Below are 26,043 nucleotides of genomic sequence, written 5' to 3' on the forward strand. Positions count from 1 at the left end.
CTCAGAAGTGCGATGATTGCGCCAGTTCCCAAAAGCGCCGTCTGCGAGAGAACCTCGACCAGCCTGCGATGCGGATTTCTGGTGTGTCCGCGCCCGATATGTTCGGCGCTCCGGCCTCGCGGTGGCGGCCTTCGCTTTAGCACCGACCCTTCTTTTGCTGGCCGGGCGGACAGAAGTCTGGTCCCTTCTTGCGAATGCCGGGAGGCACGTCTCTCCGGTGCGGCTCCATCTCTATGGCTCGATAGGTGCGTTCGGGTTCAATTTCCGCGGCCCATCCGCTTCTCCATTCACGGCGCCACCGATCACGCTCGCGGTACCAGGGACGGTCTCGGTACCAGCGATCCCAATATGTTCCGAACTCGAAGGTGATGATCGGAAGGCCGATGGTCCGTCCGTAGTCGGGCACAATGACCCTTCGATCATCATAGAGAGATTCCAGGTAATGCGCGCTGACCCAGCCGCGCAGGCCCCGCCAACCCGTATCGCACCAGTCCCATGACCGGGTACAGCCATAGACGGTGGTAGCCACACCGGCAGGAAGTGTGGTGATGCGCGGAAAACGGGTGCTTGGCCCGGCACGCATATTGACATCGGTGATGGTAAAGGCATCGGCCGCGCTCGCCGCTTGCGGACCACCCGCCGCGCCTAAGAATGCAAATGCAGCGAACAGCCAAGATGCCTTCATTTCCTGTCTCCCGATGCCGCTATCAACTAGGTCGTGGTTCGAGGATGGCAATGAGGCAGCCTGATGGCCTTCAGATGAAACTCTTCGTCTCAGGTTTTCGCACTTTGTGTTCAAGGCTCATGGTGTGAGCTTACTTTGGTGCCCCCTCGCCGCGGGCGTTTTCGTTTGTGGCGCGCGTCCGCACACCTCCAAGGATGAGTTAAGCGGCTTCGCTCCTGAGACAGCAAGTCGAGGGGTGCCGTCGGAATCGCCTACACTAGCGTCGGCAGTAAGGGGAGGGATTACGTCTGACGCACGAGATCCTTTGTCCCGTGGTTGAGTTTTCTTCGACAAGGCGCACGTGGTTCAAGCATTGGATGGTTTCCCAGTGCTGTCGAAGCACCTTCGTTCCCAGCCGAGGCGCCGACGCGCGCGCTGGCGCTGATTCAAGTTGCGCGTCTACAAGCGGAGGAGCATAACGAAGCGGACCTCTCTGCCACGAATGGAAACTGGCGGGTGTGAATGAACAAGAAGTTCACCAAGCGCCCGGAAGCTCCGGACCTGTGGGAGATATACGACGTAGAGACTGGGCAGATCGTTACGCTCGACGGCTTTCCACTCGATAGCCTCGCGAGCTACGAGGCCGATGAACTCGTCAAACTACTCTTCATGGGAGAAATCTTCCCCGATCCATGGGAGGGCGGATAAGTCAGCCCCGGCGATGTCATGGGAGCGCGCTAGATTCTTGCCCTGCGCCAGCCAGCAGCCCGGGCTTCAGCCTCCGAACAGAACCAACGCTCGCCGCCAGCAACGTTGATCCACGTCGCTGAGTAATATTCCTGGCCGGGAACGTGATAGATGCGCTCTCCGGTCCTGTTGATATTACCTTTGATGTCACATCCAGGCTTCAGAGTATTGACGACGGAGCGATCGAAAAAGCCGGCACTCACCACAAACGTTGCGGCGCCTGCACTGAAAAATGCCAGCGCCGGTAAGTGCCAGCTCCATTGCGGCGCACCCTTTCTGGCCCGAGGCGGAATGTCATTCCGCATAGCTGCCCCCCAAGGCGCTATACTATCTTGCGAGGAGACCCTGCGGCAATGGGTGTGACATGCCACCATGGTACGTGGAAAGCCCCTCGGCTGGTCTTGTTGTTCAGATTAGGTGCCAGTTCGTGATTATCCATAGCCGCGAGTTTCTCGGCTAGCTTTGCATCAGGTCGGCCGGACCACACGATGCTTTATCCTGGAACTCATTTTGCCGGTCCGCATTTGCTCCGTGAAAGGAGGATCGGGCATGAAACCATTGTTGGCTATCGTCGCCGGCTTCTTGGTCTCCTCGGCAGTCTTCATTAGCGGAGCGGCCGTAGCCACCTATATGATCATGGCGGAACCAGGACGGAAGCTGAATACCAGCCAGAGCGTAGCTGATAGCCGTAGCCAAAAGCCGGGGACAGCCAACGCTGCGGTACGGATGGCTCGGCCCGTGTCACCTGGCGGCGACCAAGATGTCCCCGATCCCGAAAGCGAGACGCAGGAGACACTGACGGACGCACGCACGTCGTCCAGCGCGCCTGTTGAAGAGATCGACAAGATCAGTACCAGCAGCATCGGCGCGCCGGATGATCCCGGCAACAAGCAATCGTCGGAAAAGCGGGAAACGCTCTCCGCGGCTCACATTGAATGGTGCTCTGACAGTTATCGCTCATATCGGCCCGAAACGAATAGCTACACGCCCTATGGCGGGGGAACTCGGCCCTGCATTTCACCATACCCGACTGCTGGGACATCTGTTTCGAGCAATTCCGGCCAACAGCGCTACGCCACGAACGATGGGATCATTCTCTCACCCGAACATGTACAGGATTGCCTCAGCCGATACCGTTCCTACAGGTCAGAAGACAACTCGTATCAACCCTACGGCGGCGGTCCAAGAAGACAATGCCGCTGAGTGCACACCTCCAAGAGGGTGTTGAGCTGTTTCACTCCTTATGGGCCGCTTGTTGATAAGGGCGATGGTTGATACTCTTCTTGTGACCTAGATGGAGAGGAAATGGCGAATCCGCAGACCGGCTGCCCAATCTGCGATGGGCTGGCAAAGCAGAAGAATACCGCCACTGGTGAGTATTTGGACATCAGCTGCTCTGACTGTGGCCAGTTTCAGGTTTCCCGCACCTTCCAGCGGCTTGTGTCGGGCTTGCCTATAACCGCAAGGCGGCAAGCTCTTGAGCGAGCACGTATCAGAGCGCGGTACGGATCCGTGCCAGTTGTGACTTCATACGACGTTCCATGACAACGCCGCCAAGTCGTTCGGCGGCGGACGAGAACTCCATCACAGCCTACGGCCCTGAAGCGAGACGACAAAGCGCGGTCCGTACGTTGGGCGCCCTAGTTGCGTCCTCCTATTTCACGGTCTCGGCGCTGCTTGTCGGTGAGCGCCATCTGTGGTTACTTTGAATTCGTTTGATGAGAGGAGATCTACATGGAAGATGCAGGCGTAGGCTGGATCGCCGCGATTATCATCGGTGGATTGGCCGGGTGGATCGCCTCCATGATCATGAAGAGCGATACTGGCATCTTCACGAATATCATTCTGGGGATCATCGGCGCTGCGATAGCAAGCTTTCTTTTTGGCTTCTTCGGCGTCACGTTCGCAGGCTGGATTGGGTATCTCATTGCCGGTTTGGTTGGCGCCTGCATACTCATCGCCGTCTGGCGAGCCATCAAGCGCTGAAAGGTGCCCGTGGCGGTAAACCGAATGCTTCTGAGGAATTTGCGCATGCTGCGCGCTGCGGAGGGTGACGAAACGCCCTCCTAAGGCCCGGCGAGCATTCCCTGCAATCAGGTCCGCTACTGAACAGCCAAATCGTCTATAGCGGGGAAAGAGAGCGATTTGCAGCGTTCTGTCAGGCCGCCCCCAGTTGGATGGGGTCAGTTGAGTCCATCATGCCAGAGATGCGGTTGGAACAAATAAGCACTGGCAGAATTCCGACATAAAGCGATTGAAGTTAAAGGTGATCGCGCCTTCCCTCTTACTCTATGGAGGACGGAATGTTTCGCGAGCTTCTTACAGTCGCCGCCATTACGACCTTCACCGCGCATCCGACAACTGCCCTGTCACAGGCGCTGTTTTCAGATCAGCGCGATGCCATCGCACACATGGCCAATGCAGTCATTGCAGATGAACAGTGCGAGATGCGAGTGAACCAGGAAGTTCTGAACGCTACGATGCGGCATGTCGGCCTGGGCTTGGTGGATTTGGAGGCTCAACCATACAGAGCCGCGGTCGCGGAAGCAGCACAGGAAGCGCAGCTTAGCCTCCAAGTATTTGGCAGCCAGGTGGTCTGTGACCGTCTTGATGCGATGTATGGACCAACCGGGCTACGAATCCCCGGTCTTATCGCGAGATAGCCACCGAGGATTCAGACTACACCGCCTCAAATTCGCTGCGATTGATGAGGGACGCGCGGGTGAGCGTGCAGTAGGCCGTACATCTGCCATTCAGGCGCGAGTGAATAATTAGACTCCTCGACGAAGGAGGCAGCGATGCTCAAGTGGTTAGCCTTTACCGTTTTGGTCATTGTTGGCGCCGGCTCGTCCGGTATCGCCTCGGCCGATCCTGTTGCGCCTAGCGAAGAGCATTGCGTCGTCAACGTCCGCTCGGATGATCGTCTCAACATGCGCGCTGGCCCAACTGCGAGCACACCAGTCGTCGCTCAAAAGCGTTATGGAGAGTGCGGGATTCGAGTGAATGACGAATGCCGCGGGAACTGGTGTCCCGTCGAGGACGGCCATTCACTTGGATGGGTGCATCGCCGCTATATCGCAATGGTCTCCCCGGCGATGTACTGCGTGACCGGCGTTGCAAGTGGTGACTCTCTCAACCTTCGCGCCTGGCCATCCCCGCAGTCGCGTGTGCTCACCCGTCTCCCGCGCAACCGCTGCAACATAGCCTTCCTCCCCTGCTCAGTGAGCGGTTGGCAGAGAATCCGAGTGGACGGTTGGCAAGGCTGGGTGAGCCGGAGGTATCTATCTGGACAGTAGCGAGATTCGGATCGCTCTAGGCAACTTCCAGATCGCTTGCCCCGACGCGCTCCTAGCCCCCACACGCTAGCCGCGGCACGATCTATTCCAGACATACCCCGAGCGATCCGGCTCTAACCGCCTCTTCCCATTTAGGGCCAAGCATTTGCCGCGCCGATAGCGCCACATGAGCGCCGGGGCCGCCCTCACGGAGCCGCCCGGAGTGTAAGTGGTCGTAACTTCCCCCCTCACGCTCTGTGAATTCAATGGGATAAACGTTACGCAACGCTTCTCACTTGCCGCTCTTGACCTCTCAAAGAAGGAGAAATTGCGATGCGCGACGACATCGATATTGGGTCGTTTGAAGAGCCCGTTCATGTGGCAACAGAGGCCGGAGAACGCGACGTTTGCAGCGCCCGAGAAGCTGCAGAAATGTTGCTCTACGATTGGCCGATTGGCGAGACCGGCATGCGAATTCAGGCACGTATGACTTGCATGAAGGTATTCGCGGGAACCGAGCCGCCAACATCTGCGCGAGACGCGTTCGTGAAGGCAGCAAAAGAGGCGCGGATTCTTAACGAGAAATACGAGGAAATGCACTAGGCTGCGCTCCTCTCTTTCGCCCGTGGCTTCGCTCGCAGGTGACGATCCGCGGAAGACGCCCGGCTAGCCTTTGCTGGTGCGCCGGATAACTGGCCGCCCGCTCTCATCGCATCCGATCGCGTAGCCTCTCGCTTCCTCACACTGGAAGCGGGCCATCATGGTACGTCTTGCAGACGCTCTCGGTGTTGTCGAGGTCGAAGAACAGCAGCTCGTCGCCTTTGTTGGGGTCTTATGATTGACCGTTACGTTGCAAATGCGAAGGTCGATTCCAAAGGTTGCGGTTGGCCCTCGATCTCCACGCGGCTACACTGTTCAAGACGCTGGCTTGGCCGCGGGGCAAGGCCGGCGCATGTACCGCTTTGGTTTGTCCGGACATGCCGCAGTGACGGATCGTCGAAAGAGCGTGAAACGATGGATGGCTTTTCCTGGAACTATGGCCGCGCGGAAATCATCGCCGATGGCACAATTCATGTCACCGGGATAATCTTCGCCGTCTGCGGCGCGATCACCATGATCCTGGTGGCATTCATGCTTGCGGATGCGACCGATGCCGTCGCCGCCTCCATCTACGCCCTGACGCTGCCAACGACGCTTCTCATGTCGGGAATCTATAATATGTGGCCGGTCGGTCCGCGCAAATGGCGGCTGCGCAAATACGACCATGCAGCGATTTATCTTCTGATCGCCGGCACTTACACGCCTTTTGCCACGCAGATGGGCCCGCAGGGGACATGGCTGTTGGCTTTTATATGGAGCGTGGCCGGCCTTGGCATGTTTCTCAAGATCGTATTCCCCGGGCGCTACGACCGGTTTGCCATCTTGCTTTATCTGGGGCTGGGTTGGGCCGGCGCTGCCATGTACGACACGATGATGATCAGTCTCACTCCAGTTGTCGTCTGGCTTATTGTCGCTGGCGGTATCGTCTATTCGACAGGCGTGATCTTTCATCTCTGGCGGCGCCTGAAGTTCCAGAACGCGATCTGGCACGGCTTCGTGCTCGCTGGCGCGGTCTGCCACTACAGCGCGGTCTTTGTATCGACTGTTCCCGGAGCGTGAGCACCATCGCTGATCGGCGGGCCTCAGTGCATGCCGCGTTAGTCCACTGTTAAGCTTAGTCAATCGTTAATGCTTAGCAGGCATCCTAGCAAACTCGGGGGTGTTGCAAGAGGACCGTCTTTGTGGGGGTGAAGGGCAAAAACCTGGAGTCGGCGTCTGAACAGGGGCGTGAGGACCAGGACGCTTCGCTCTATTCCGCGATGGGCGAGGCGGAAGCACGCCCGCGCGACTTTTCCCGCGACCAGATGGCCGAGATGGTCCAACTGACGGCCGAGTGGTTCTGGGAGACCGATGAGGACCTGCGGCTCATCTGGATTTCGGAAGGTTTCCGCACGGCCACGGGCATCGATCCGCAGCATTTCATCGGCCGTGCGCGCCTCGATGCGGTGGAGCCGGTAGCGAGCGGAGACGCAGCCGCCGCCGACCCGGAACCGCATCGCGCCGCGCTCGCGGCGCACAGGCCGTTTCGCAATCTCGTTTTCGAGATGCCTGGTGACGGCAAGGGCCGTCGTTGGGTTTCCGCCAGCGGCATGCCGCGCCTCAACGACGACGGCAGCTTCGCCGGCTATCGTGGTTTTGGCCATGACGTGACACACCTGCTTTCGAGGGTGACGGCGTCGGCCAAGGCACTGGAACAGTGGAAGCTGGCCCAGGCGGTGCTCGACGGCCTTCCCAGCCCGATTTTCGTCAAGGATTCGAATCTCGATTTCGTGCTGGTGAACAAGGCATTCGCCAAACTGTTCGATACCGAGCCGCGCAACATGATCGGCAAGAAGGGCGGCGACTATGTGCAGCACGCCGACGCGGCCCTGTTCGAGGAGACCGAGCGGCGCGTGCTGGAAACCGGGGAGGACTACCAGGCGCAGGAGGATTTTGAGGTCCGGGGCATCGGCCGCAGCCGCATCGTACGCAAGAATCGGGTGCGGCTTCCAAGCGGCAAGGACTACGTGGCCTGCACGATCTTCGATGTGTCGGACCTCAAGCAACGCGAGGTCGACGCGGAGGAGGCGCGCGCGCAGCTTGCCCATGTGCTGGAGACGCTGCCAGCCGGCGTCGTCATCTACGATCGGGACGATCGTTTCGTGCTTGCCAATCAGAAGATCCACGACGCCCTGCCCGCCATGGTGCCGGCCATGCAGCCGGGCAAGCCGCTGCGCGAAGCGCTTGAGCTGGCGCACAAGGCGGGCTACTTCCGCGACAGCGGCGATCCGGAGCTCGACCGGCTCTACGACAGCGACTGCGAAGCCTGGATCGACCGCTATACAAAGCTCTATCGGGAGAAATTACGCATCGTCGAGCGGCGCAATCCCGACGGCCGCTGGTTCAAGGTGTTCGATACGCGAGGCGAGGACGGCACGTTCGTCGGCGTGCGCGTGGACATCACGGAGATCAAGGAGCGCGAACGCGAGCTCAAGGAGAGCATGCGCGAGAACGAGGTCTTCCGGAACCTCATCGATAACGTTCCCGTCGCCATCTATGCGAAACGCCCTGACCTCAGGCTGATGTACGTCAACAAGGGGTGGTCGGACCTGCTCGGAGTGCCGCGGGAAGAGGCGGTCGGCAAGACCGACGTAGAACTCTTCGGGCCTAGCGGCGAAGCGTTCATGGAAGCAGACCTCGCCGTCCTTCGTACGGGAGAACGCCAGGTATCGGAGGAGACGCATACGCTGGAGGACGGCAGCGTACGGCACCAGATCGCCCGCAAGGATGCGCTGGTCGCCTCCGACGGGTCGCTTTACCTGATCGGCTCGACCACCGACATCACCGAGATGAAGCGCCGCGAGGAGGAACTGCGCATCGCCCAGGAGAAGGCTGTCCTGGCCGATCGGGCGAAGTCGGAGTTCCTGGCCAATATGAGCCATGAAATCCGCACGCCGATGAACGGCGTGCTCGGTATGGCGGAACTTCTGGCCAAAACGGGTGTCACACCGAAGCAGAAGACCTTCATCGACATCATTGCCAAGTCCGGCAGCGCACTGCTCACCATCATCAACGACATTCTCGATTTCTCCAAGATCGATGCCGGCCAGCTCGTGCTCGACCCGCAGCCCTTCAAGCTGGCCGAAGCCGTGGAGGACGTCGCCACGCTGATTTCCTCGGCCGCCAGGGAAAAGGACCTGGAGATGATCGTGCGCGTCGACCCGGATCTGCCAGAGACCTTTGTCGGTGACGCGGGGCGCATTCGACAGATCGTCACCAATCTCCTGGGCAACGCCGTAAAATTCACAGACCACGGGCACGTCCTCGTGGATGTCACCGGCGAAACGGTGAACGGACACACGCGGATCAAGGTGGAAGTCACCGACAGTGGCATCGGCATTCCGGAGGAAAAGCTCGAACTCATCTTCGACAAGTTCAGCCAAGCCGACACCTCCTCGACCCGGCGGCATGAAGGTACGGGTCTCGGCCTCGCCATCACCTCGCGCCTTGTGGATCTGATGGGCGGCGAGATCGGCGTCGAGAGCGAGGAAGGGAAAGGCTCCACTTTCTGGTTCACGCTGACATTGCCGAATGCCGAAAGCGATGCCCAAGCCAAGGTCGCCCCACGCGACGTGACGGGTGCGCGTATCCTGGTGGTCGACGATAACGCCATCAACCGTACGATCCTCGCCGAGCAGATGGCCCATTGGGGCTTCGACGCCTGCGCGGCGAAAAGCGGCGAGGAGGGCCTGAAGGTGCTTGAGGAGGCAGCCCGCCTCAGCGTGCAGGTTGACTGTGCAGTGGTCGACTATCAGATGCCGGGTATGACCGGCGTCGATATGGCGCGCGCCATGCGCGCTAACGAAGAGATCGCCCAGACGCCCCTGATCTTCCTGAGCTCCGTCGACCAATCCTTGTCGACCGCCAGCGCACGGGAGCTCGCCGTCGATGCACAACTCGTCAAGCCGGCGCGGGCCTCCAGCCTGCTGGAAACGATGGTGCATACGATCCAGAAGCACCGCGCAGGTATGGCCGAGAGCGAGGCGGATGCGAGCAGGGCGAGCGAGGACGCCGGAGGCATGGAAAAGGGACCGCAACCCGCTCCGCAAGCCATGTCGCACGTGGCCGGTGACCGGGAGGTGGTGCACGGCGTCGACATTCTGGTAGCAGAGGACAATGAGGTGAACCAGCTCGTCTTCACGCAGATATTGAGCGAAAGCGGGCTTCTCTTCGAGATCGTCGATAATGGCCTTCTGGCGGTCGAGGCGTACCGCAGGCTCAACCCGCGGCTGGTGCTGATGGATGTTTCGATGCCGGAGATGAACGGCTTGGAAGCGACAAAGGCGATCCGTCGCCTGGAGGCGGAGGTTGGGCAGCACGCACCAATTATCGGTGTGACCGCCCACGCGCAGAAGGGCGACCGCGAGCGCTGCCTGGAAGCGGGGATGGATGATTATCTGTCGAAGCCGATCAGCCCTAAAACCCTGCTCGAGAAGATCAGCCGCTGGGCGGCAGGGCAACAGCGCGGGCAGTCGTTCATCGCTTGAGCCGACTGGCAAGAAAAGACGATGGCCGCGTGGGGAACATGACTCTCACCGGTTGATAGGCGGCCTTCCCGGAACCCGCACTGTGTGCATCTGTCGATCTTTACGGCGCTGACACGGAACTGTCATCCAACTGTTACACAGTCCCTTTATGCGACTCCCCGACGCCCTAAAACACAGGTGTCACGTCGAATTCCGAACAGGGAGTAGCCCTCATGCAGAAACTCATCCTAACGACATCGGCGACGGCGATCGCCGTGTCGTTGTCTGTCGGCGCCGCCGCGGCGCGCGACCAGATCCGTATCGTCGGCTCCTCGACGGTCTTTCCCTACACCCAGGCCGTGGCCGAGGAGTTCGGCAACACCACAAATTTCCCGGCTCCGGTGACTGAGTCGACCGGCACGGGCGGCGGCATGCAGATCTTCTGCGGCGGCGTCGGCGTCGACCATCCCGACATCACCGGCGCCTCGCGCGCCATGAAGGAGAGCGAGTACCAGCTCTGCCTTGAGAATGGCGTAGAAAGCATCACGGAAGTACAGATCGGCTCCGACGGCCTGTCGATCGCCCATTCGGCCGACGGTCCCGACCTCGACCTGACCAAGGCGCAGATCTTCCAGGCGCTGGCCGCCGAGGTTGAGGTTGACGGCGAGGTCGTGTCCAACCCGTATACGCGGTGGAACGAGATCGATCCTTCGCTGCCTGACGCCGAGATCACCGTGTTCGGCCCGCCCCCCACCTCCGGCACGCGCGACGCCTTCGTCGAGCTCGTCATGGAAGAGGGCTGCGAAGCCTTCCCGGCGATCGAGGCTCTCGAAGGCGACCGCAAGGACGAGGTCTGCCAGCGCATGCGCACGGACGGACCTTTCGTTGAGGCCGGCGAGAACGATAACCTGATCGTTCAGCGCCTCCAGGCCGATCCGAACGCGCTCGGCATCTTCGGCTATTCCTTCCTCTACGAGAATCAGGACACGCTGAAGGCGGTCGCGGTGGACGGTGTCTTGCCGTCGCCGGAGACCATTGCCGACGAGAGCTACACGGTCGCGCGCCCGCTGTTTTTCTACGTGAAGAACGCGCATCGCGGCGTGATCCCGGGCCTTCAGGAGTTCGTGGCGGAGTATGTTTCCGAGGAGGCCATGGGCCCTGGCGGCTATCTCGAGGAGCGCGGCCTTATCTCGCTTTCCGACGAGCAGCGCGAGGAAGTGCGTAACGCCGCCACCGAAGGCAAGGACATGACGCGCTACACCAACTAGCGTAAAAGTCTCAAGCCACGCCGCGCGACACGCTCGCGCGGCGTGATCGATCTGAAGCGAAAGCCAAATCGAACGCAGGCCGCTGCCGTGACCGGATATCTGTTCCTCGCCATTCTGGTGCTCTCGCTCATCGCCTTTTACACCGGGCGAAGGACAGCGAGCCAGTTCGTCGCCGCACATCGAAATGACGTTCATTCCCGGCCGATCTATCACGGCGCATTCGCGGCCGTGTGGGTGGGGCTTCCCGCGCTCGTCCTCGTCCTTCTGTGGCTTCTCTTCCAAGGCAGCATTATCGATAGGCTGCTTCTAGCCTCGCTGCCGGCCAGCCTTACCGAGGGTGCGTCGGCATCGCGCTTGTCTCTTTATCTCAGCGAGATCAAGAACGTCGCTTCCGGCCGCATCTTCAGTGAGCCCTCGCCGGAAGTCAGCGCCGCTGCCGAGCGCTACCAGCGCTGGCAGATGATCGCGCAGTGGGCGATGGTCGTGGTCGCGCTGGCGGTGGCCGCGCTCGCGCTATACATCACACGTGCACGCATGACGGCACGCTTCCGAGCCCGGCAGGGCTTCGAGCGCACGCTTGATATCGTGATGATCCTGTCGGCAGTGGCTGCGGTTCTGGTCACCATCGGCATCATCATTTCGCTGACCTACGAGGCGATACAGTTCTTCCGGCTCGTGCCGCCGCACGAATTCTTTTTCGGGCTCAACTGGGAACCGCAGATCGCCATCCGCGAGGACCAGGTGGCCGGAACGGGGGCCTTCGGTGCCGTGCCTGTCTTCACCGGCACATTGCTGATCGCCACGATAGCGCTTCTCGTCGCCGTTCCCATTGGCCTGTTCTCGGCCATCTACCTCGTCGAGTTTGCCAACGATCGCTTCCGCGGCATCGTCAAGCCAATTCTGGAAATTCTCGCCGGCGTGCCGACCGTCGTCTACGGTTTCTTCGCCGTGCTCACTGTGGCGCCCGCGATACGCCAGGCCGGCGGCCTCCTTGGTATCTCCATCTCGCCCAACTCGGCGCTCGCCGCCGGCGGTGTCATGGGCATCATGATCATTCCGTTCATTTCCTCGCTGTCCGACGACGCGTTGCGCGCCGTGCCGCAGTCGATGCGCGACGGCTCCTTCGCCATGGGCGCAACGCGGGCGGAGACGATCACCCGCGTGCTGCTGCCTGCGGCACTTCCCGGCATTGTCGGCGGCATCCTGCTGGCTGCCAGCCGCGCCATCGGCGAGACGATGATCGTCGTCATGGCGGCAGGCCTCACGGCGACGCTGACGGCCAATCCGCTGGAAGGCGTGACCACGGTGACGGTGCAGATCGTCACGCTTCTGATTGGCGATACGGCCTTCGACAACCCGAAGACGCTTTCGGCCTTCGCGCTGGGCCTTGTCCTGTTCGTCGTCACGCTCTGTTTGAATGTGCTGGCACTCAGGATCGTGCGTCGCTACCGCGAGAAATACGAGTAGATCATGTCAGAGACGACCGCCCCCAAACCGTTCGATTGGTCCTCGCCGAAAGCCACGGCCACGCGCAAGCGGCGTTATGCCGCCGACCGGCGGCTGCGCCTCTACGGGCTGATCTCGATCCTGACGGCGATCGGTCTGCTCGGCGTGCTGATCGCCTCGCTTGTCGCTACCGGGCACACCGCCTTCGTGCAGACCAAGATCGCCGTCGAATTCACGGCCGATCCCGAGAACGTGCCTCCTGACGACCCCGCATCGGGCAATTTCCGCGCCGTGGTGTCCAACGCGGTCCAGCAACTGTTCCCGGAGATCGACGATCCGCGCGAACTGCGCACAGCATCGGGCATCCTGTCCAACGGCGCCGCCAATATCGTGCGCGACTACGTGACCGCGCATCCCGAGGTTATAGGGCAGTCGTTCACGCTGAATGTTCCCGCGTCCGATCCGTACGATCAGCTCAACAAGGGCGTGATCGACCGCAGCCTGCCGGAAGAGCGCCGCAGGGTATCCAATGAGGAGATCGCCCTGTTTGAGACGCTGGAGGATCGGGGTCTGGTGTCGACGCCCTTCAATTGGGGCCTGTTCTTCAACGCCGACAGCCGCTTTCCGGAACTGGCGGGACTTGCCGGCGCCATCGTCGGCTCCTTTTATCTTCTTCTGGTCACCTTCCTGATCTCCTTCCCGGTCGGCATCGCCGCGGCGATCTACCTCGAGGAGTTCGCACCCAAGAACCGCTGGACCGACCTCGTGGAGGTCAACATCAACAATCTGGCGGCCGTGCCGTCGATCGTCTTCGGCCTCCTGGGCCTTGCCGTCTTCATCCAGGTCTTCGGCCTTCCCAGATCGGCGCCGCTGGTGGGCGGGCTAGTGCTCTCGCTGATGACGCTGCCCACCATGATCATCGTCACGCGTGCATCGCTGAAGTCGATCCCGCCCTCGATCCGCGAGGCCGCACTCGGCATCGGCGCCTCCAAGCATGAAGTGATCCTGCACCACGTGCTGCCGCTGGCCATCCCCGGCATCCTGACGGGCACGATCATCGGCCTGGCGCAGGCACTGGGCGAGACGGCGCCGCTGCTGCTCATTGGCATGAACGCCTTTTTGACCTCGCCGCCCGGTGGTATCATGGAACCGGCCACCGCTCTGCCGACGCAGATCTTCATTTGGGCGGACAGCCCGGAACGCGGCTTCGTCTCGCGTACATCGGCCGCTATCCTCGTGCTTCTGGGCTTCCTGATTTTCATGAACGCGCTGGCCATCTACCTCCGGCAACGGTTCGAGCGTCGCTGGTAATGGAGTTGAGGGATATGAACATGCTGACAGATGCAGCCGTCGAGACCGCGCTGGAAGGCGCTCCGGAGAGCAAAGCCGCGAAGATGCGGGGCGAAAAGGTTAACGTCTTCTACGGCGGGAAGCAGGCATTGTTCGACGTCAGTCTGGATGTCGGAGAGAACCAGGTGACGGCCCTGATCGGCCCTTCGGGCTGCGGCAAGTCCACCTTCCTGCGCTGTTTAAACCGCATGAACGACACGATCGACATCGCCCGTGTGACCGGCAAGATCACGCTCGATGACGAGGACATCTACAACCCCAGGATCGACGTGGTGGAGCTCAGAGCTCGTGTCGGCATGGTGTTCCAGAAGCCGAACCCGTTTCCGAAGTCGATCTACGAGAACGTCGCCTACGGGCCGCGCATCCATGGACTAGCCTCGGCCAAGGGTGATCTCGACGGCATCGTCGAGACCAGTCTGCAGAAGGCCGGCCTCTTCAACGAGGTGAAGGACAGGCTCCATGAGCCGGGCACCGGCCTTTCCGGTGGCCAGCAGCAGCGCCTGTGCATCGCCCGCGCCATCGCCGTCTCGCCGGAAGTTATCCTTATGGACGAACCATGCTCTGCGCTCGATCCGATCGCCACGGCGCGAGTGGAAGAGCTGATCGATGAGCTGCGCGAGAACTACACCATCGTCATCGTCACCCACTCCATGCAGCAGGCGGCCCGCGTGTCGCAGCGCACGGCCATGTTCCACCTTGGCAACCTGGTGGAAGAAGGGCCGACGGACAAGATGTTCACAAACCCGGAAGACAAGCGCACTCAGGACTACATCACCGGCCGGTTCGGCTGATCGATCGTCCGCGCCTCCGCATTAAAAGGAGCAGAACCCATGGCCGAGCACATCGTCGCCTCCTTTGATCAGGAGCTTGAGCATATCGACCGGCTCTTGCGCGACATGGGCGAGCTGGCCGGCTCGATGACCCAAGCGGCGACCCGGGCATTGCTCACTTCCGACAATGCGCTGGCGCAGCGCGTTGTCTCCGACGACACCATCATGGACGCCAAGCAGACCGAGCTCGATGAACGGGCCATCACGCTGATAGCCAAGCGCCAGCCGATGGCGCAGGACCTGCGCGCCGTCGTCGGCGCCATCCGCATGGCCTCCGATCTGGAGCGCATCGGCGATCTGGCAAAGAATATCGCCAAGCGTGTGGGCGCGGTCGGCCAGAGCGCAACGCCGCGCAAGCTTTCGCATTCGATCGACACCATGGCGTCGATGGTGCTCGCCCAGGTCAATGCGGTGGTCGACCGCTATGTGGCACGCAAGGCGTCTGACCTCGTGTCGCTACGCGACGAGGACGAGAAGATCGACATCCATTACACGTCGGTATTTCGCGAGCTTCTGACCTACATGATGGAAGATCCGCGCAACATCACCGCCTGCACCCATCTCCTGTTCTGCGCCAAGAACCTGGAGCGGGTGGGCGATCACGTGACCAACATCGCCGAAAACGCCTATTACATCCTGACAGGCGAGCAGCTTCCCGTGCAGCGGCCAAAGCTGGACGAGACGCAGATGACGGTCAAATCGTGAGGCGACGGAGGCTGTGCGTATGATCGCTCCGAAGATCATGGTGGTGGAGGACGACGAGCCGCTTTCCGTGCTGCTGCGTTACAATCTCGAGGCCGAGGGCTACCAGGTCGAGGTGGTCACCCGCGGCGACGAGGCGGAGATGCGGCTGCAGGAGAACGTGCCCGACCTCCTCGTGCTCGACTGGATGGTGCCGGCGATCTCCGGCATTGAACTGTGCCGTCGGCTCAGGATGCGGGCGGAAACGGAGCGCCTGCCCATCATCATGCTGACGGCGCGTGGCGAGGAAACCGACCGCGTGCGCGGGCTGTCCACCGGCGCCGACGACTATCTCGTCAAGCCATTCTCGACACCCGAATTCATCGCCCGCGTGCGCGCGCTTCTGCGCCGCGCCAAGCCGGAGGTGCTGTCGACGGTGCTCAAGGTGGGCGACATTGTGCTCGATCGCGAGGCGCACCGGGTCTATCGGCGCAAGAACGAGATCCGCCTCGGGCCGACCGAATTCCGCCTACTGGAATTCATGATGCAGCACCCCGGCCGCGTGTTCTCGCGAACCCAGCTTCTCGACAATGTGTGGGGCGAGACGATCTACATCGACGAGCGCACGGTCGACGTTCATGTCGGGCGCCTGCGCAAAGCCGTAAACCAGGGCCGCCTGCCCGATGTCATCCGCACGATACGCGGCGCGGGATATGCGATCCGGGAATCTTAGAGCGCCGCACCTCCATCGGGGGCTGCGCTCCAGTCTTTGAACGCTCTTAAAAGATATCCTTGCGCTTGCGGATTTCCGCAAACACCGCCTCATCCGAAGCCCCTTCCATGCCGAGGTTGCGGCGGATCACCGGGTCGTACCAGCGCAGGAAGGGGTTGGTGGCCATCTCCTCGGCCAATGTGGTCGGCAGCGTTGGCTTGCCTTCGCTCCTCAGTTCCTCAACGCGTTTCGCCCGCTCCTTCAGCGCCGAGTTCGTGGGGTCGACCGACAGGGCGAAGCGCGCGTTGGCCTTCGTGTATTCGTGCCCGCAATAGATCACCGTCTCGAGCGGCAGCGCCGCGAGCTTCTTAAGCGAGTCCAGCATCACCGGCGGTTTGCCTTCGAACAGCCGTCCGCAGCCGAGCGCGAACAGCGTGTCGGCGGTAAAGGCGATGCCAGCATTGGCGAAGTGATAGGATATGTGACCAGCGGTATGCCCCGGCGTCTCGATCACCCGCGCTTCCTGCCGGCCAACGCGCACCGTGTCGCCTTCCTTCACACGCCGATCGATGCCGGGAATCTTGTCTGCCTCCGCGGCCGGCCCGACGATGGCGAGCTTGAAGCGCTCCTTCAGCGCCAGGTTTGCCTCCACGTGGTCGCCATGATGATGCGTTGTCAGGATCATCGTGGGCGTCCAGCCCGTGCGCTCGATCGCCTCGAGGATGGGCTGTTCTTCCGGCGCATCGATCAGCGCCGTTTCCCCGGTCTCGCTGTCGCGGGCGAGGATGCCGAAGTTGTCGCTGCGGCACATAAACTGTTCGATCTCGAGTGTCATGAGGGCCTCCGTGGGCCGAACGATAGGGCGGCAAAGACCGTTTGTCACCCACGACAAGGCACCTTGCGGTCACCACCCGCGATGCTTACCGTCATCTCATGAACGCGGACATCGTCGATCTCAGGGCCTTCTACGCCAGCCTGCTCGGCCGGCTGGCGGAGCGTTCCATCGCCATGGCTCTTTCCTCGATCTGGACCAAGTTGCCGGAGGAGCGGCTGGTCGGTCTCGGCTATACGGTGCCCTGGCTCGACCGTTTCGGGGCCGACGCCGAACGCGTCTTCGCCTTCATGCCGGCTCGCCAGGGCGCGGTGAGGTGGCCCCCCGGCAAACCGTCGGCCACCGTGCTCGTCTTTGAGGAAGAGCTGCCGCTGTCCGATTCGTCGGTGGATCGGATGCTTCTCGTCCACGCGCTGGAGCATGCGGAAAATCCGGAACAGATGCTCATGGAGATATGGCGCGTTCTGGCACCGGGCGGCCGTCTCGTGATCGTCGTGCCCAATAGGCGCGGTCTGTGGGCCCGCTTCGAGCACACCCCCTTCGGCACGGGCCGGCCCTATTCGCGCGCGCAGCTCGTGGAGGCGCTGCGCAGCGCCAACTTCACTCCCGGTGCATGGGCTGACACGCTGCACTTTCCGCCAGCACGGCGGCGCTGGGTCATGCGCCTGCACGGCCCGCTGGAGCGCGCCGGCCGGCGCTTTTGGCCGCTCTTTGCCGGCGCCCTTGTTGTGGAGGCGGAAAAGCGCCTCTATCAGGGCCTGCCGGCCAGGACGCGCCGTTCGCGCCGCGCGCTGGTGCCGGTGCTGACCCCGCAGGGCGTGGCGGGTTTCGGCTCAGGCGCTGCGATGCGCGGCCGGGAAGGGGAGGGATAAGGTGGTGCGCGGTGCCGCGCACCGGAAAGGTTCCGGCTTCACCGCCGGCCGATCTTCTCTATCTCGTAGGGGGTGGTCTGGTAGACCTGATTGATCCAGTTGGTAAAGAGCAGGTGGGCATGCGAGCGCCAGCGGTTGAGCGGGCGGCGCGCCGGATCGTTCTCAGGGAAGTAGTCGTGCGGCACGTTGGTGGGCACGCCGGCGGCTATATCGCGCTGATACTCTTCATTGAGTGACGTCGAGTCGTATTCGATGTGGTTGAACATATAGAGCCGGTTACAGCTCGCTTCGGCAAGTAGACAGGGGCCGGTTTCATCCGACTCCATGAGCAGCTCCAGGTCCGGAAGAGAAGGAATGTCGGCAGTACGCACCTCGGTCCATCGCGAAACGGGAATGGCGAAGTCGTCCGAGAAGCCGGCCAGATAGGGAGAGGCGGGCGCGTTGTTGCGGTGACGGTAAACGCCGAAGGCCTTTTCCTCCAGGGTGTGCTTCGGAATGCGGTGGAAATGCCAGGCGGCGGCCATCGCCCCCCAGCAGATGAAGAAGGAGGAATGGACGTTGGATGTCGTCCAGTCGAAGATGCTCTCCAGTTCCTCCCAATACGTAACCTCCTCGAAAGGCAGGAGTTCCACGGGCGCGCCGGTGACGATGAACCCGTCGAACTTCCGTTCCGCTACCTCCTCCCATGTTTGGTAGAAGGAGATGAGATGGTCCTCGGGCGTGTTCTTGGAGCGGTGATTGCCGATGCGTACCAGCGTCAGCTCCACCTGAAGGGGCGTGGCGCCGATCAGCCGGGCGAATTGTGTCTCCGTGCGGATCTTGTTGGGCATGAGGTTCAGTAGCCCGATCTGCAAGGGGCGGATGTCCTGACGCAGCGCCGTTTCTTCGCCCATGACCGACACACCCTCGCGCACGAGCACGTCGCGGGCGGGAAGCTGGTCGGGGATCTTTATCGGCATGGCGCAGGCTCCAAATAAAAAGACCGGCGGCGAAATCGCGGCCGGTCTCAGCGGATTTTGCATCCCTCGGCCTTTTAGCGACTTGTTTTACGTGGCTGCAAGCCGACCGGCCAAATCACCACGGAATGGTGCCTTTTAAGCCGGACAACCCTTTGCGTCAATGCGGTTAATGGACTAAAGCAGGCGGCTTCGATTGTTTGGAACCATCCGATGAGCCCGCTCGACCGTCCGCAACCAAAACCCGGCATCCTGGATATCGCAGCCTATGTTCCCGGCCGTGAAGGCGCGCCGGGCGTGGCAAAGGTTTGGAAGCTGTCCTCCAACGAGACACCGCTCGGCCCTTCGCCGGCGGCGCTTGAAGCTATTCAGGCGGCGGGACGCCATGTGGAACTTTATCCCGACGGTTCGGCCACAAAGCTGCGTGAGGCGATCGCCGAGGCGCATGGCCTCAATCCGGCGAACATCCTCTGCTCCAACGGTTCAGACGAGCTTTTGGGCCTGCTCGCTCAGACCTACCTGAAACCCGGCGACGAGGGCGTTTTCTCCGAGCATGGCTTCCTCGTCTACCGCATCCAGATCCTTGCCGCCGGCGCCACGCCGGTGGTGGCGAAGGAGACGGACGAGCGCGCCGACGTCGACGCTCTCCTGGCGGTGGTCACGGAGCGCACGAAGATTGTCTTCCTCGCCAATCCCAACAACCCCACCGGCACCTATTTGCCCGTGGACGAGGTGCGCCGCCTGCGCGCCGGCCTGCCGAAGCATGTGCTCCTGGTGCTCGATGCAGCCTACGCGGAATATGTGCGCCGCAACGACTACGAGGCAGGCATCGAGCTGGTGTCGTCGTCTGACAACGTCGTCATGACGCGCACCTTCTCCAAGATCTACGGCTTGGCGGGTCTGCGGGTCGGCTGGATGTACGCGCCGACGCATGTGATCGATGCGGTGAACCGCGTGCGCGGGCCCTTCAACATCAATGCTCTTGGCATCGAAGCTGGCGCCGCAGCCATCCGCGACAAGGCGCATGTCGAGCAAGCCGTCGCTCATAACGAAACGTGGCGCGTCTGGCTGACGGAGGAGTTGACCAAGCTCGGCCTAAGGGTGACGCCGAGCATCGGCAACTTCCTGCTTATCCACTTTGCCGAAGACGACGGCAAGACGGCGGCGGAGGCAGACACCTTCCTCACAGCCCGCGGCTTCGTCCTGCGCCGCGTCACCGCCTATGGCTTCCCCAATGCCCTGCGCATGACGGTGGGGCCGGAAGAAGCCAATCGCGGTGTCGTCTCGGCACTCGCCGAATTCCTGAACGGTTAAGACTGTGCCCGAACCTCTCTTTCAGAAAATCGCCCTCGTCGGCATCGGCCTAGTCGGCTCTTCGCTCGCCCGCGTCATCCGCCGCGAGCGCATGGCGGGCACGTTGAGCATCGCCACCCGCCGCGCCGAGACGCTCGCCCGCGCCCAAGAACTCGGCCTCGGCGACGAATACTTCTTGGATGCTGCCGAAGCGGTCCGCGACGCCGATCTGGTCGTTATTTCCGTGCCCGTGGGTGCCTCGGGCGCGGTTGCCGCCGAGATCGCTGCAGGCCTGAAGCCCGGCGCCATCGTCACCGATGCCGGTTCGACGAAAACCTCGGTTATCCGCGAGGTAACCTCCTTTATCCCGGAGAACGTCCACTTTATCCCCGGCCACCCCATCGCCGGTACGGAGCATTCCGGCCCCGGTGCGGGCTTTGCCGAGCTTTTCGAGGAGCGCTGGTGCATCCTCACGCCGCTGCCCGACACGGATGCCGAGGCGCAGGCAAAACTCACCCGCTTCTGGGAAGGCTGCGGCTCGCGCGTCGATACGATGGATCCGGAGCACCACGACATGGTGCTGGCCATCGTCTCCCACCTGCCGCACATCATCGCCTACAACATCGTCGGCACGGCGGATGACCTGGAGGCGGTCACCAAGTCCGAGGTCATCAAATACTCCGCCTCCGGCTTCCGCGACTTCACCCGGCTTGCCGCCTCCGACCCCACCATGTGGCGCGACGTATGTCTGCACAACCGCGATGCCATTCTTGAGATGTTGGCGCGGTTTTCGGAGGACCTGTCGGCCCTGCAACGCGCCATCCGCTGGGGCGACGGCGACAAGCTGTTCGACCTTTTTACCCGCACCCGCGATATCCGCCGCTCGATCATCGAGGCAGGTCAGGAGGTCGACGTGCCAGACTTCGGTCGACACGTCCTTGCCCATCCGAAACCGGAATCAGAGAGCGCCTAGTCTAGATCGGACCACCGTCCCTCCAATCCTTTGCGCCGCCGCAATTCCGGGCGGAAACCGGTTCCCACTTTCCTGGAATTGCCCTAAATCGGCGGGATTTTGCCTAGCGGAATGAAGCCGGCGAAGACGCGGCTGCGGGATATGCGAAGCTGAAGCGGCGTGTCGCCGAGGCCGCTGAAGGCGGCGGCCGCGGTTGTGATCTCATCGCGTGCATCGGGAAAGATCTGGGCAAGATATCGCCCTACCGCGACGGGGTCTTTCACACGGACCGCAAGCTCGGCATCGATCAGGCCATTCGCGTCGATCGCCACCGGCCCCGAAAGCGCAAAGCTGGCCTCGTCGCCAGCGATAGCCACTGCCAGTTCGTGGATCGTGCCCGACTGACCTCGCAGGTCCAGCGGATCGTCGTCAAGCAGGGAAAGGCCCTCATTGAGGGTCATACGTATCCGGCCGTCGAGAGGCGGCAGGTCGGGCGCCGCGCGTTTATCAAGCGCGAGCCTGTTGAAGCTGGCCGCCGCCTCCAGATCGGCTTCCTGCGGCCGCGCATGAAACTGCACGGCTTTAGCCGTGGCCAGCGGCGTATTGTCACCTTCCTCATAGGAAAGCACCACCTGCCTACCCTCGACGGACAGGCGCTCGGGCAACGGGTGGGCGAGACGGGTGCTGGCGCGCAGGTTCTCCCAACGCGCCTCCAGCGCTGCGGCGAACGGTAGCCTGATCGTCGCTGGCCCGTCCAGTTCGCCGACGACGCGGAAGGGCTGATAGACCTGGGCGGCGGAACGCAAGGCGCCGGCGCGTACGGAGATCCCGCCTTTGCGGTTCTCGTAGAACACGCTGCGGCAGAACAGGCCGATGCGGAAAGGATAGCCCTTTGCCTCCGGCTCCTCGCAGAAAGCGCGCACACCGTTGCCGTTGAGCGTGGCGACGGTTTCGGCCGTCCGTTGCTCAAGCGCGCGCGCCAGATAGAACCAGGTGGCTGTATAGGTAAGCACGGCGACGGCTATGGCTGCTGCCAGCAAAAACATGCGGCGGGCAAAGCGTGATCCTCCTCCCGTGCTTGACGCCATCGCCATCCTCCAGCTACCCGATTGCTAACCTGCCCTGCATGGGCGAAAGCAGACATCAGGTGGAAATGGACGATTTTTGGGTGTTTGGCTACGGCTCGCTGATGTGGCGGCCCGGTTTTGCCCATGTTGAAACCAGGAAAGCGCGGCTTTTCGGCTATCGCAGGGCGCTATGCGTGCATTCGCATGTGCATCGCGGCACGCCCGACCGGCCGGGCCTCGTGCTCGGGCTCGACCGCGGGGGCTCCTGCCTCGGCATGGTCTTCCGCGTGCCGGGAGAACTGTCGGATGAGGTGATCGCCTATCTGCGCGAGCGTGAACTGGTGACGAACGTCTATCTGGAACGCCGCCTTTCCGTGCGGCTTCAGGATGGGCCGGTGGTCGAGGCGCTCACCTATGTCGTCGACCGCGCCCATCCGCAATATGCCGGCCGCCTCGACACGGAGCACGCCGCGCAGAGGGTCTACGGCGCTGTCGGCCAGTCCGGCCGAAACGAGGAATACGTGATCAACACCGTTGAGCATCTGAAGGCGCTCGGCATCCAGGACCAGTGGCTGGAAACGGTGGCGGCGCGGATCACGCGATAGCCTTCACACGCCCGGAGCGGCTAGTCCTTCGTCAATACGCCTTCGGTCTTCACGCCAAGTTCTGCCAGCCTTCGCCGCGCCGTCTCCGGCAGCGGCGGCGGGTTAGGCTCCCCGGCCGCCTGCACCAGCAAAGCGTCGCAAGCCGCCTCGGTCTCGCGGATCAGGCGCTCCTGAAAGTCCTCGCGCGAAAGGCCAGGTTCAATGGGCGGCAGGAAACGGGCTCGGATGGTGCCCGGGTAGCGCAGGAACTTGCGCCGCGGCCAGTGGAGGCCCGCCACATGCGCGACCGGCACCACCGGCACATTGAGCTGCTTGTAGAGTTCGACGATGCCATATTTGTAGGCCGGCTCCGCGCCCGGCGGCCGTCGTGTGCCTTCAGGATAGATGATGAGTTGTCGGTTTTCCTTAAGGCGCTCGCGAGCGATCCGGACTGCTTGTCTGAGGGCCTTGGAGCGGCTGCCCCGGTCGATGGGAATCATGCGCATCTTGGCCACGTACCAGCCGAAGAGCGGAATCCACATCAACTCCCTCTTCAGGATGTAGATCGCGTCAGGGATGTAGGGCAGGAACGCTATGGTGTCCCAGAACGACTGGTGCTTGGGCGCGACGATGCACGGGCCGTCGGGCAGGTTCTCCAGGCCCGAGAACTCCGCATGCGCCCCTGCCAGCACCTTGTGCAGCCACAGACTGGAGGCAGCCCACACCTTGGGCACGAACCACGCTTTCCTGCGCGGCAGCGCGAAGTAGAGCGGCGTCCAGAAGATCATCTGGATGATCAGGTTCAGATAGAACGCGACGTTGAATGCCAGGGAGCGGACGATGAGCATGCGTGAATTCCAGATCGAAGGCGCACAGCGCCCGTTGGCCGTTGGTTACCCCAAGCGCGCCGATTGGCAAAGTCTGCAAAGGAGAGAATGAAAAAGACCGCCTATTTCCGCACGACCGTGCTCATGTCCTCGACGTGCACGTCGTGAAGGATGGGCTCGGGATGCGAGGTCGACACGAGACCACGCGCCAGCGCGGCCACATACTTCGTATATTCGATGACGAGAACGCGCAGAGCGTCGGGATTGGCAAGCCACGCGCTGCCGGAAAGCGGAGTGTTGACCACCGGATAGGGTTGCAGATCTGCCTCCGGCAGGATGCGCCGCATCTCCAGGAGGCTGCGCGGCATATGGTAGTTGTTGGTCACGACGATAATGCTGCCATAGGTGTTGGCGCTCGCCCATTTGGCGCTTTCTTCCGCGTTGCCGATGGTATTCAGCGCCACCCGGTCAATATCGATGCAGCAGTTGAAAAGGTTTCTGTCGCCGCCGGTGGCAAGCCGGAGATCGTCGCGCCGGGCCATGGGGTTGACGCCGCTGATGAGCAGGCGCTTGCCCTTGCCTGCTTTCAGCAGGTGGAGCCCGGTATCGATGCGCGACTGGCCGCCGGTGAGGACGACGATGCCGTCCGCCGCCTGCAATTCGGGCGGCGCCTCAAGGTCCGCCACGTGATCGAGGAAGAGGATAAGGCCGAGCACGAAGGCAAAAGCACAGGTAGCAAGGGCTGCTATGCCCATGCGCAACAGCAACCGCCCCCGGCGACGCTGCGAATCAGCCTTGGCCGACATGCCCGCAATCTCGCTCATATTCGCATGGTTAACGCCCAAATACGGCGAGGGATAGTCCTCACGAGCGCCATGGAGCAAAAAGATTTGCACCGCGCCTACGTCTCAATACGCTTCAAATGAGCCACGACCGTGACATGCGACGTCGCCGCCGTCAGCACGGCGATCAGGATCACCACCAGCGCTACGCCAAGATAACCGGACGTGCCGATGGCGAAATTGCCGAACAGTGCCGCCGTCTGGTCGCCCTGCGGCGTTGCGACATTGTGCGAGGACCACCAGGAGAACAACACGAAGACGATGATGGCGGCCGCCCCGCCGGCGGCAGCGCCGCGCGATCCGGCCAGAAGGAAGTGCCGGCGGAACTCTCGCGCGATGAACGGCGCCTCCGCCCCCACGAAGTGCATGACTTCGATAACATGGCCGTTGCCCGCCATGGCGCCGCGCGTGGCGAAGATCACCGTCAGCGCCGTCGCAGAGAGCATGAGCGCCAAAACGGCCATGCCGATGGTCACAGTGGTGCGCGCCATCGCCACCAGCCGGTCCACCCACGTGCGGTGATCGTCGAGTGCGGCATTCGGCACAGCCTCCGCCAGCTCGGCGCGCATGGCGGCGAAATCCGGCCGCTCGATGGGATCGATGGTGACAATGATGAGCCTGGGCACCGGCAACTCGTCGATGTCGAGCCCCGCTCCCAGCCACGGTTCGAGGAGACGCGCCGTCGCCTGCCGATCGACGATGCTGGCGCTGCGCACGCCGCGATAGCCAGCGGCGATGTTGCGCGCGTCTGCGAGCGCCGCCTCCATATCCAGCCCGTCCGCCGGCTTGATCTGGATCGTCGCCTCGCGCGCGATCTGCGTCTGCCATGTAGCGGCAGTGTCGCGCACTAGAGTTACCGCGCCCAGCGTCAGGCACGAAAGGAATGTCATAATGGCGACGACGAGGACCATCGCCCGTGCGGCAACGTTGTCGGGCGGCACGATGGGGGTCTGCTTGCGCGCCAGCGTCTTGGCGGCCTGCTGGCGAACGCCGGCGCTGACCCTCTCCTTCAGCTTGACGGCCGGATGCGGCGCTTTCACGGCTTTGGCTTTAGTCATAGATTTCCAGCCTTCCGCCCGAGAGCACCATGCGCCGTGCCTCCACCTGTTCCATCAGGCCAATATCGTGGGTGGCGATGACGACGGCGGTTCCCATCCTGTTGAGCTCGATCAGCAGGCGCAGAAGCCGGCGGGCGAGCTGCGGGTCCACGTTGCCTGTCGGCTCGTCCGCAAGCAGGATGCGCGGCTGTTCGATGAGGGCGCGGGCAATGGCGGCGCGCTGCTTCTCGCCGCCCGAAAGCACCGGCGGCAGCACGTGCATGCGGTCGCCCAGCCCAACCCATTTCAGAAGCTCGACCACGTCGCCGCGATAGCTGGTCTCGTCGCGCCCGCGCACGCGCAGCGGCAGCGCAACGTTCTCATAGGTCGTCATATGGTCGAGCAACCGGAAATCCTGAAACACCACGCCGATGCGCCGGCGCAGGAGCGGCAGCTCCTGCCTAGTGATGCGCGAGCGGTCCTTGCCGAAAATGGTGATGAGGCCGCGCGTGGGTTTCAGCGACATGAAGAGCAGGCGCAGGAGCGTCGTCTTGCCTGTCCCCGACGGTCCGCTCAGGAACTGGAACGAACGCTCGGGCAGATGGAAGGAGACGTCGCGGAGCACCTCCGGACCCATCCCGTATCTGAGGCCTACATTCTCGAAACGAATCACGTGAGGCGACCTGCGTGCTGGGCGTGGAGC

28 protein-coding genes and 1 riboswitch are annotated in these 26,043 nt (G+C 62.3%); of the genes, 18 read left to right on the top strand and 10 right to left on the bottom strand.

Translation table 11 applies throughout. From position 1 onward, the window contains the following. Positions 1 to 136: 136 nt before the first annotated feature. Positions 137 to 685 (bottom strand): SH3 domain-containing protein, encoded by a 549-nt coding sequence (locus N5A92_RS20035; RefSeq protein WP_260905765.1) that lies wholly within the window; start codon positions 683 to 685, stop codon positions 137 to 139. 501 nt (positions 686 to 1,186) lie between these two features. On the opposite strand from N5A92_RS20035, the gene N5A92_RS20040 reads away from it, so the two are divergent. Further along, complete coding sequence (locus N5A92_RS20040) at positions 1,187 to 1,372, top strand: hypothetical protein (RefSeq protein WP_260905767.1); 186 nt, start codon at positions 1,187 to 1,189, stop codon at positions 1,370 to 1,372. Between the two features lie 29 nt (positions 1,373 to 1,401). Here the strand turns inward: N5A92_RS20040 and N5A92_RS20045 are convergent, their stop codons facing one another. Together N5A92_RS20045 and N5A92_RS27515 are read right to left on the bottom strand one after the other, a co-directional pair. Then, complete coding sequence (locus N5A92_RS20045) at positions 1,402 to 1,716, bottom strand: sunset domain-containing protein (protein ID WP_260905770.1); 315 nt, start codon at positions 1,714 to 1,716, stop codon at positions 1,402 to 1,404. A 17-nt stretch (positions 1,717 to 1,733) separates the two neighbouring features. After that, the gene (locus N5A92_RS27515) at positions 1,734 to 1,898 is read right to left on the bottom strand and encodes a DUF6471 domain-containing protein (RefSeq protein ID WP_425248615.1); all 165 of its coding nucleotides are present in this window, start codon (positions 1,896 to 1,898) and stop codon (positions 1,734 to 1,736) included. A gap of 62 nt (positions 1,899 to 1,960) precedes the next feature. Here N5A92_RS27515 and N5A92_RS20050 point away from each other — a divergent pair, with 62 nt between their 5' ends. The 13 genes from N5A92_RS20050 (at position 1,961) to phoB (ending at position 16,099) form a co-directional block, all read left to right on the top strand. Further along, positions 1,961 to 2,614, top strand: a complete 654-nt coding sequence (locus N5A92_RS20050; RefSeq protein ID WP_260905772.1) for a BA14K family protein — start codon at positions 1,961 to 1,963, stop codon at positions 2,612 to 2,614. A gap of 531 nt (positions 2,615 to 3,145) precedes the next feature. After that, positions 3,146 to 3,397 (top strand): GlsB/YeaQ/YmgE family stress response membrane protein, encoded by a 252-nt coding sequence (locus tag N5A92_RS20055; protein ID WP_260905773.1) that lies wholly within the window; start codon positions 3,146 to 3,148, stop codon positions 3,395 to 3,397. 317 nt (positions 3,398 to 3,714) lie between these two features. Further along, positions 3,715 to 4,074, top strand: a complete 360-nt coding sequence (locus N5A92_RS20060) for a hypothetical protein (RefSeq protein WP_260905774.1) — start codon at positions 3,715 to 3,717, stop codon at positions 4,072 to 4,074. 135 nt (positions 4,075 to 4,209) lie between these two features. Continuing rightward, positions 4,210 to 4,707, top strand: coding sequence for an SH3 domain-containing protein (locus tag N5A92_RS27520; RefSeq protein WP_425248616.1), 498 nt, complete (start codon positions 4,210 to 4,212; stop codon positions 4,705 to 4,707). Between the two features lie 312 nt (positions 4,708 to 5,019). Continuing rightward, the gene (locus N5A92_RS20065) at positions 5,020 to 5,289 is read left to right on the top strand and encodes a DUF982 domain-containing protein (RefSeq protein WP_260905775.1); all 270 of its coding nucleotides are present in this window, start codon (positions 5,020 to 5,022) and stop codon (positions 5,287 to 5,289) included. 411 nt (positions 5,290 to 5,700) lie between these two features. Further along, positions 5,701 to 6,345: a PAQR family membrane homeostasis protein TrhA gene (gene trhA / locus N5A92_RS20070; protein ID WP_260905776.1), complete on the top strand. Its 645-nt coding sequence runs from the start codon at positions 5,701 to 5,703 to the stop codon at positions 6,343 to 6,345. A gap of 128 nt (positions 6,346 to 6,473) precedes the next feature. Further along, the gene (locus tag N5A92_RS20075; RefSeq protein WP_425248617.1) at positions 6,474 to 9,812 is read left to right on the top strand and encodes a PAS domain-containing hybrid sensor histidine kinase/response regulator; all 3,339 of its coding nucleotides are present in this window, start codon (positions 6,474 to 6,476) and stop codon (positions 9,810 to 9,812) included. Between the two features lie 212 nt (positions 9,813 to 10,024). Further along, positions 10,025 to 11,059, top strand: a complete 1,035-nt coding sequence (locus N5A92_RS20080; protein WP_260905777.1) for a PstS family phosphate ABC transporter substrate-binding protein — start codon at positions 10,025 to 10,027, stop codon at positions 11,057 to 11,059. Positions 11,060 to 11,146: 87 nt separating this feature from the next. Then, positions 11,147 to 12,526: a phosphate ABC transporter permease subunit PstC gene (gene pstC / locus N5A92_RS20085; protein WP_260905778.1), complete on the top strand. Its 1,380-nt coding sequence runs from the start codon at positions 11,147 to 11,149 to the stop codon at positions 12,524 to 12,526. Positions 12,527 to 12,529: 3 nt separating this feature from the next. After that, entirely contained in the window at positions 12,530 to 13,816 is a 1,287-nt protein-coding gene (gene pstA, locus N5A92_RS20090) for a phosphate ABC transporter permease PstA (RefSeq protein WP_260905779.1), read from the top strand. 14 nt (positions 13,817 to 13,830) lie between these two features. Further along, positions 13,831 to 14,646 (top strand): phosphate ABC transporter ATP-binding protein PstB, encoded by an 816-nt coding sequence (gene pstB / locus N5A92_RS20095; RefSeq protein ID WP_260905781.1) that lies wholly within the window; start codon positions 13,831 to 13,833, stop codon positions 14,644 to 14,646. Between the two features lie 39 nt (positions 14,647 to 14,685). After that, positions 14,686 to 15,390: a phosphate signaling complex protein PhoU gene (gene phoU, locus N5A92_RS20100; RefSeq protein WP_260905783.1), complete on the top strand. Its 705-nt coding sequence runs from the start codon at positions 14,686 to 14,688 to the stop codon at positions 15,388 to 15,390. Between the two features lie 19 nt (positions 15,391 to 15,409). Continuing rightward, positions 15,410 to 16,099, top strand: a complete 690-nt coding sequence (gene phoB / locus N5A92_RS20105) for a phosphate regulon transcriptional regulator PhoB (protein ID WP_260905785.1) — start codon at positions 15,410 to 15,412, stop codon at positions 16,097 to 16,099. Between the two features lie 46 nt (positions 16,100 to 16,145). Here phoB and gloB read toward each other — a convergent pair whose 3' ends face one another. Beyond that, positions 16,146 to 16,913 (bottom strand): hydroxyacylglutathione hydrolase, encoded by a 768-nt coding sequence (gloB, locus tag N5A92_RS20110; protein WP_260905786.1) that lies wholly within the window; start codon positions 16,911 to 16,913, stop codon positions 16,146 to 16,148. Positions 16,914 to 17,011: 98 nt separating this feature from the next. Between gloB and N5A92_RS20115 the strand changes: the two genes are divergently transcribed. Continuing rightward, positions 17,012 to 17,782 carry a class I SAM-dependent methyltransferase gene (locus N5A92_RS20115; RefSeq protein ID WP_260906034.1) on the top strand — a complete coding sequence of 257 codons (771 nt, stop codon included), beginning with the start codon at positions 17,012 to 17,014 and terminating at the stop codon, positions 17,780 to 17,782. Positions 17,783 to 17,820: 38 nt separating this feature from the next. Here the strand turns inward: N5A92_RS20115 and metA are convergent, their stop codons facing one another. Then, positions 17,821 to 18,741: a homoserine O-acetyltransferase MetA gene (gene metA, locus N5A92_RS20120; protein WP_260905788.1), complete on the bottom strand. Its 921-nt coding sequence runs from the start codon at positions 18,739 to 18,741 to the stop codon at positions 17,821 to 17,823. 54 nt (positions 18,742 to 18,795) lie between these two features. Further along, positions 18,796 to 18,873: riboswitch (SAM riboswitch) on the bottom strand. A 78-nt stretch (positions 18,874 to 18,951) separates the two neighbouring features. On the opposite strand from metA, the gene hisC reads away from it, so the two are divergent. Beyond that, positions 18,952 to 20,052 carry a histidinol-phosphate transaminase gene (gene hisC / locus N5A92_RS20125; protein ID WP_260905789.1) on the top strand — a complete coding sequence of 367 codons (1,101 nt, stop codon included), beginning with the start codon at positions 18,952 to 18,954 and terminating at the stop codon, positions 20,050 to 20,052. A gap of 4 nt (positions 20,053 to 20,056) precedes the next feature. Further along, entirely contained in the window at positions 20,057 to 21,004 is a 948-nt protein-coding gene (locus N5A92_RS20130) for a prephenate/arogenate dehydrogenase family protein (protein WP_260905790.1), read from the top strand. Positions 21,005 to 21,087: 83 nt separating this feature from the next. On the opposite strand, the gene N5A92_RS20135 is transcribed toward N5A92_RS20130, so the two are convergent. After that, positions 21,088 to 22,071, bottom strand: a complete 984-nt coding sequence (locus N5A92_RS20135) for a DUF2125 domain-containing protein (RefSeq protein ID WP_260905791.1) — start codon at positions 22,069 to 22,071, stop codon at positions 21,088 to 21,090. Positions 22,072 to 22,136: 65 nt separating this feature from the next. Between N5A92_RS20135 and N5A92_RS20140 the strand changes: the two genes are divergently transcribed. Beyond that, on the top strand, positions 22,137 to 22,655 hold the full coding sequence (locus tag N5A92_RS20140; protein ID WP_260905792.1) for a gamma-glutamylcyclotransferase: 519 nt from the start codon (positions 22,137 to 22,139) through the stop codon (positions 22,653 to 22,655). A gap of 20 nt (positions 22,656 to 22,675) precedes the next feature. Here N5A92_RS20140 and N5A92_RS20145 read toward each other — a convergent pair whose 3' ends face one another. The 4 genes from N5A92_RS20145 to ftsE all read right to left on the bottom strand — a co-directional run bounded on the left by N5A92_RS20145 (position 22,676) and on the right by ftsE (position 26,013). Next, positions 22,676 to 23,482 (bottom strand): lysophospholipid acyltransferase family protein, encoded by an 807-nt coding sequence (locus N5A92_RS20145; protein WP_260905794.1) that lies wholly within the window; start codon positions 23,480 to 23,482, stop codon positions 22,676 to 22,678. A 101-nt stretch (positions 23,483 to 23,583) separates the two neighbouring features. Further along, on the bottom strand, positions 23,584 to 24,285 hold the full coding sequence (locus tag N5A92_RS20150; protein ID WP_260905796.1) for a YdcF family protein: 702 nt from the start codon (positions 24,283 to 24,285) through the stop codon (positions 23,584 to 23,586). A 77-nt stretch (positions 24,286 to 24,362) separates the two neighbouring features. Next, positions 24,363 to 25,361, bottom strand: coding sequence for a cell division protein FtsX (locus N5A92_RS20155; RefSeq protein ID WP_260905798.1), 999 nt, complete (start codon positions 25,359 to 25,361; stop codon positions 24,363 to 24,365). Then, positions 25,354 to 26,013, bottom strand: a complete 660-nt coding sequence (ftsE, locus tag N5A92_RS20160) for a cell division ATP-binding protein FtsE (protein WP_260905799.1) — start codon at positions 26,011 to 26,013, stop codon at positions 25,354 to 25,356. Before ftsE ends, N5A92_RS20155 begins: the two co-directional genes overlap by 8 nt. Positions 26,014 to 26,043 lie beyond the last annotated feature (30 nt).

The sequence above is a fragment of the Chelativorans salis genome, assembly GCF_025336525.1.
Lineage (GTDB): Bacteria > Pseudomonadota > Alphaproteobacteria > Rhizobiales > Rhizobiaceae > Chelativorans > Chelativorans salis.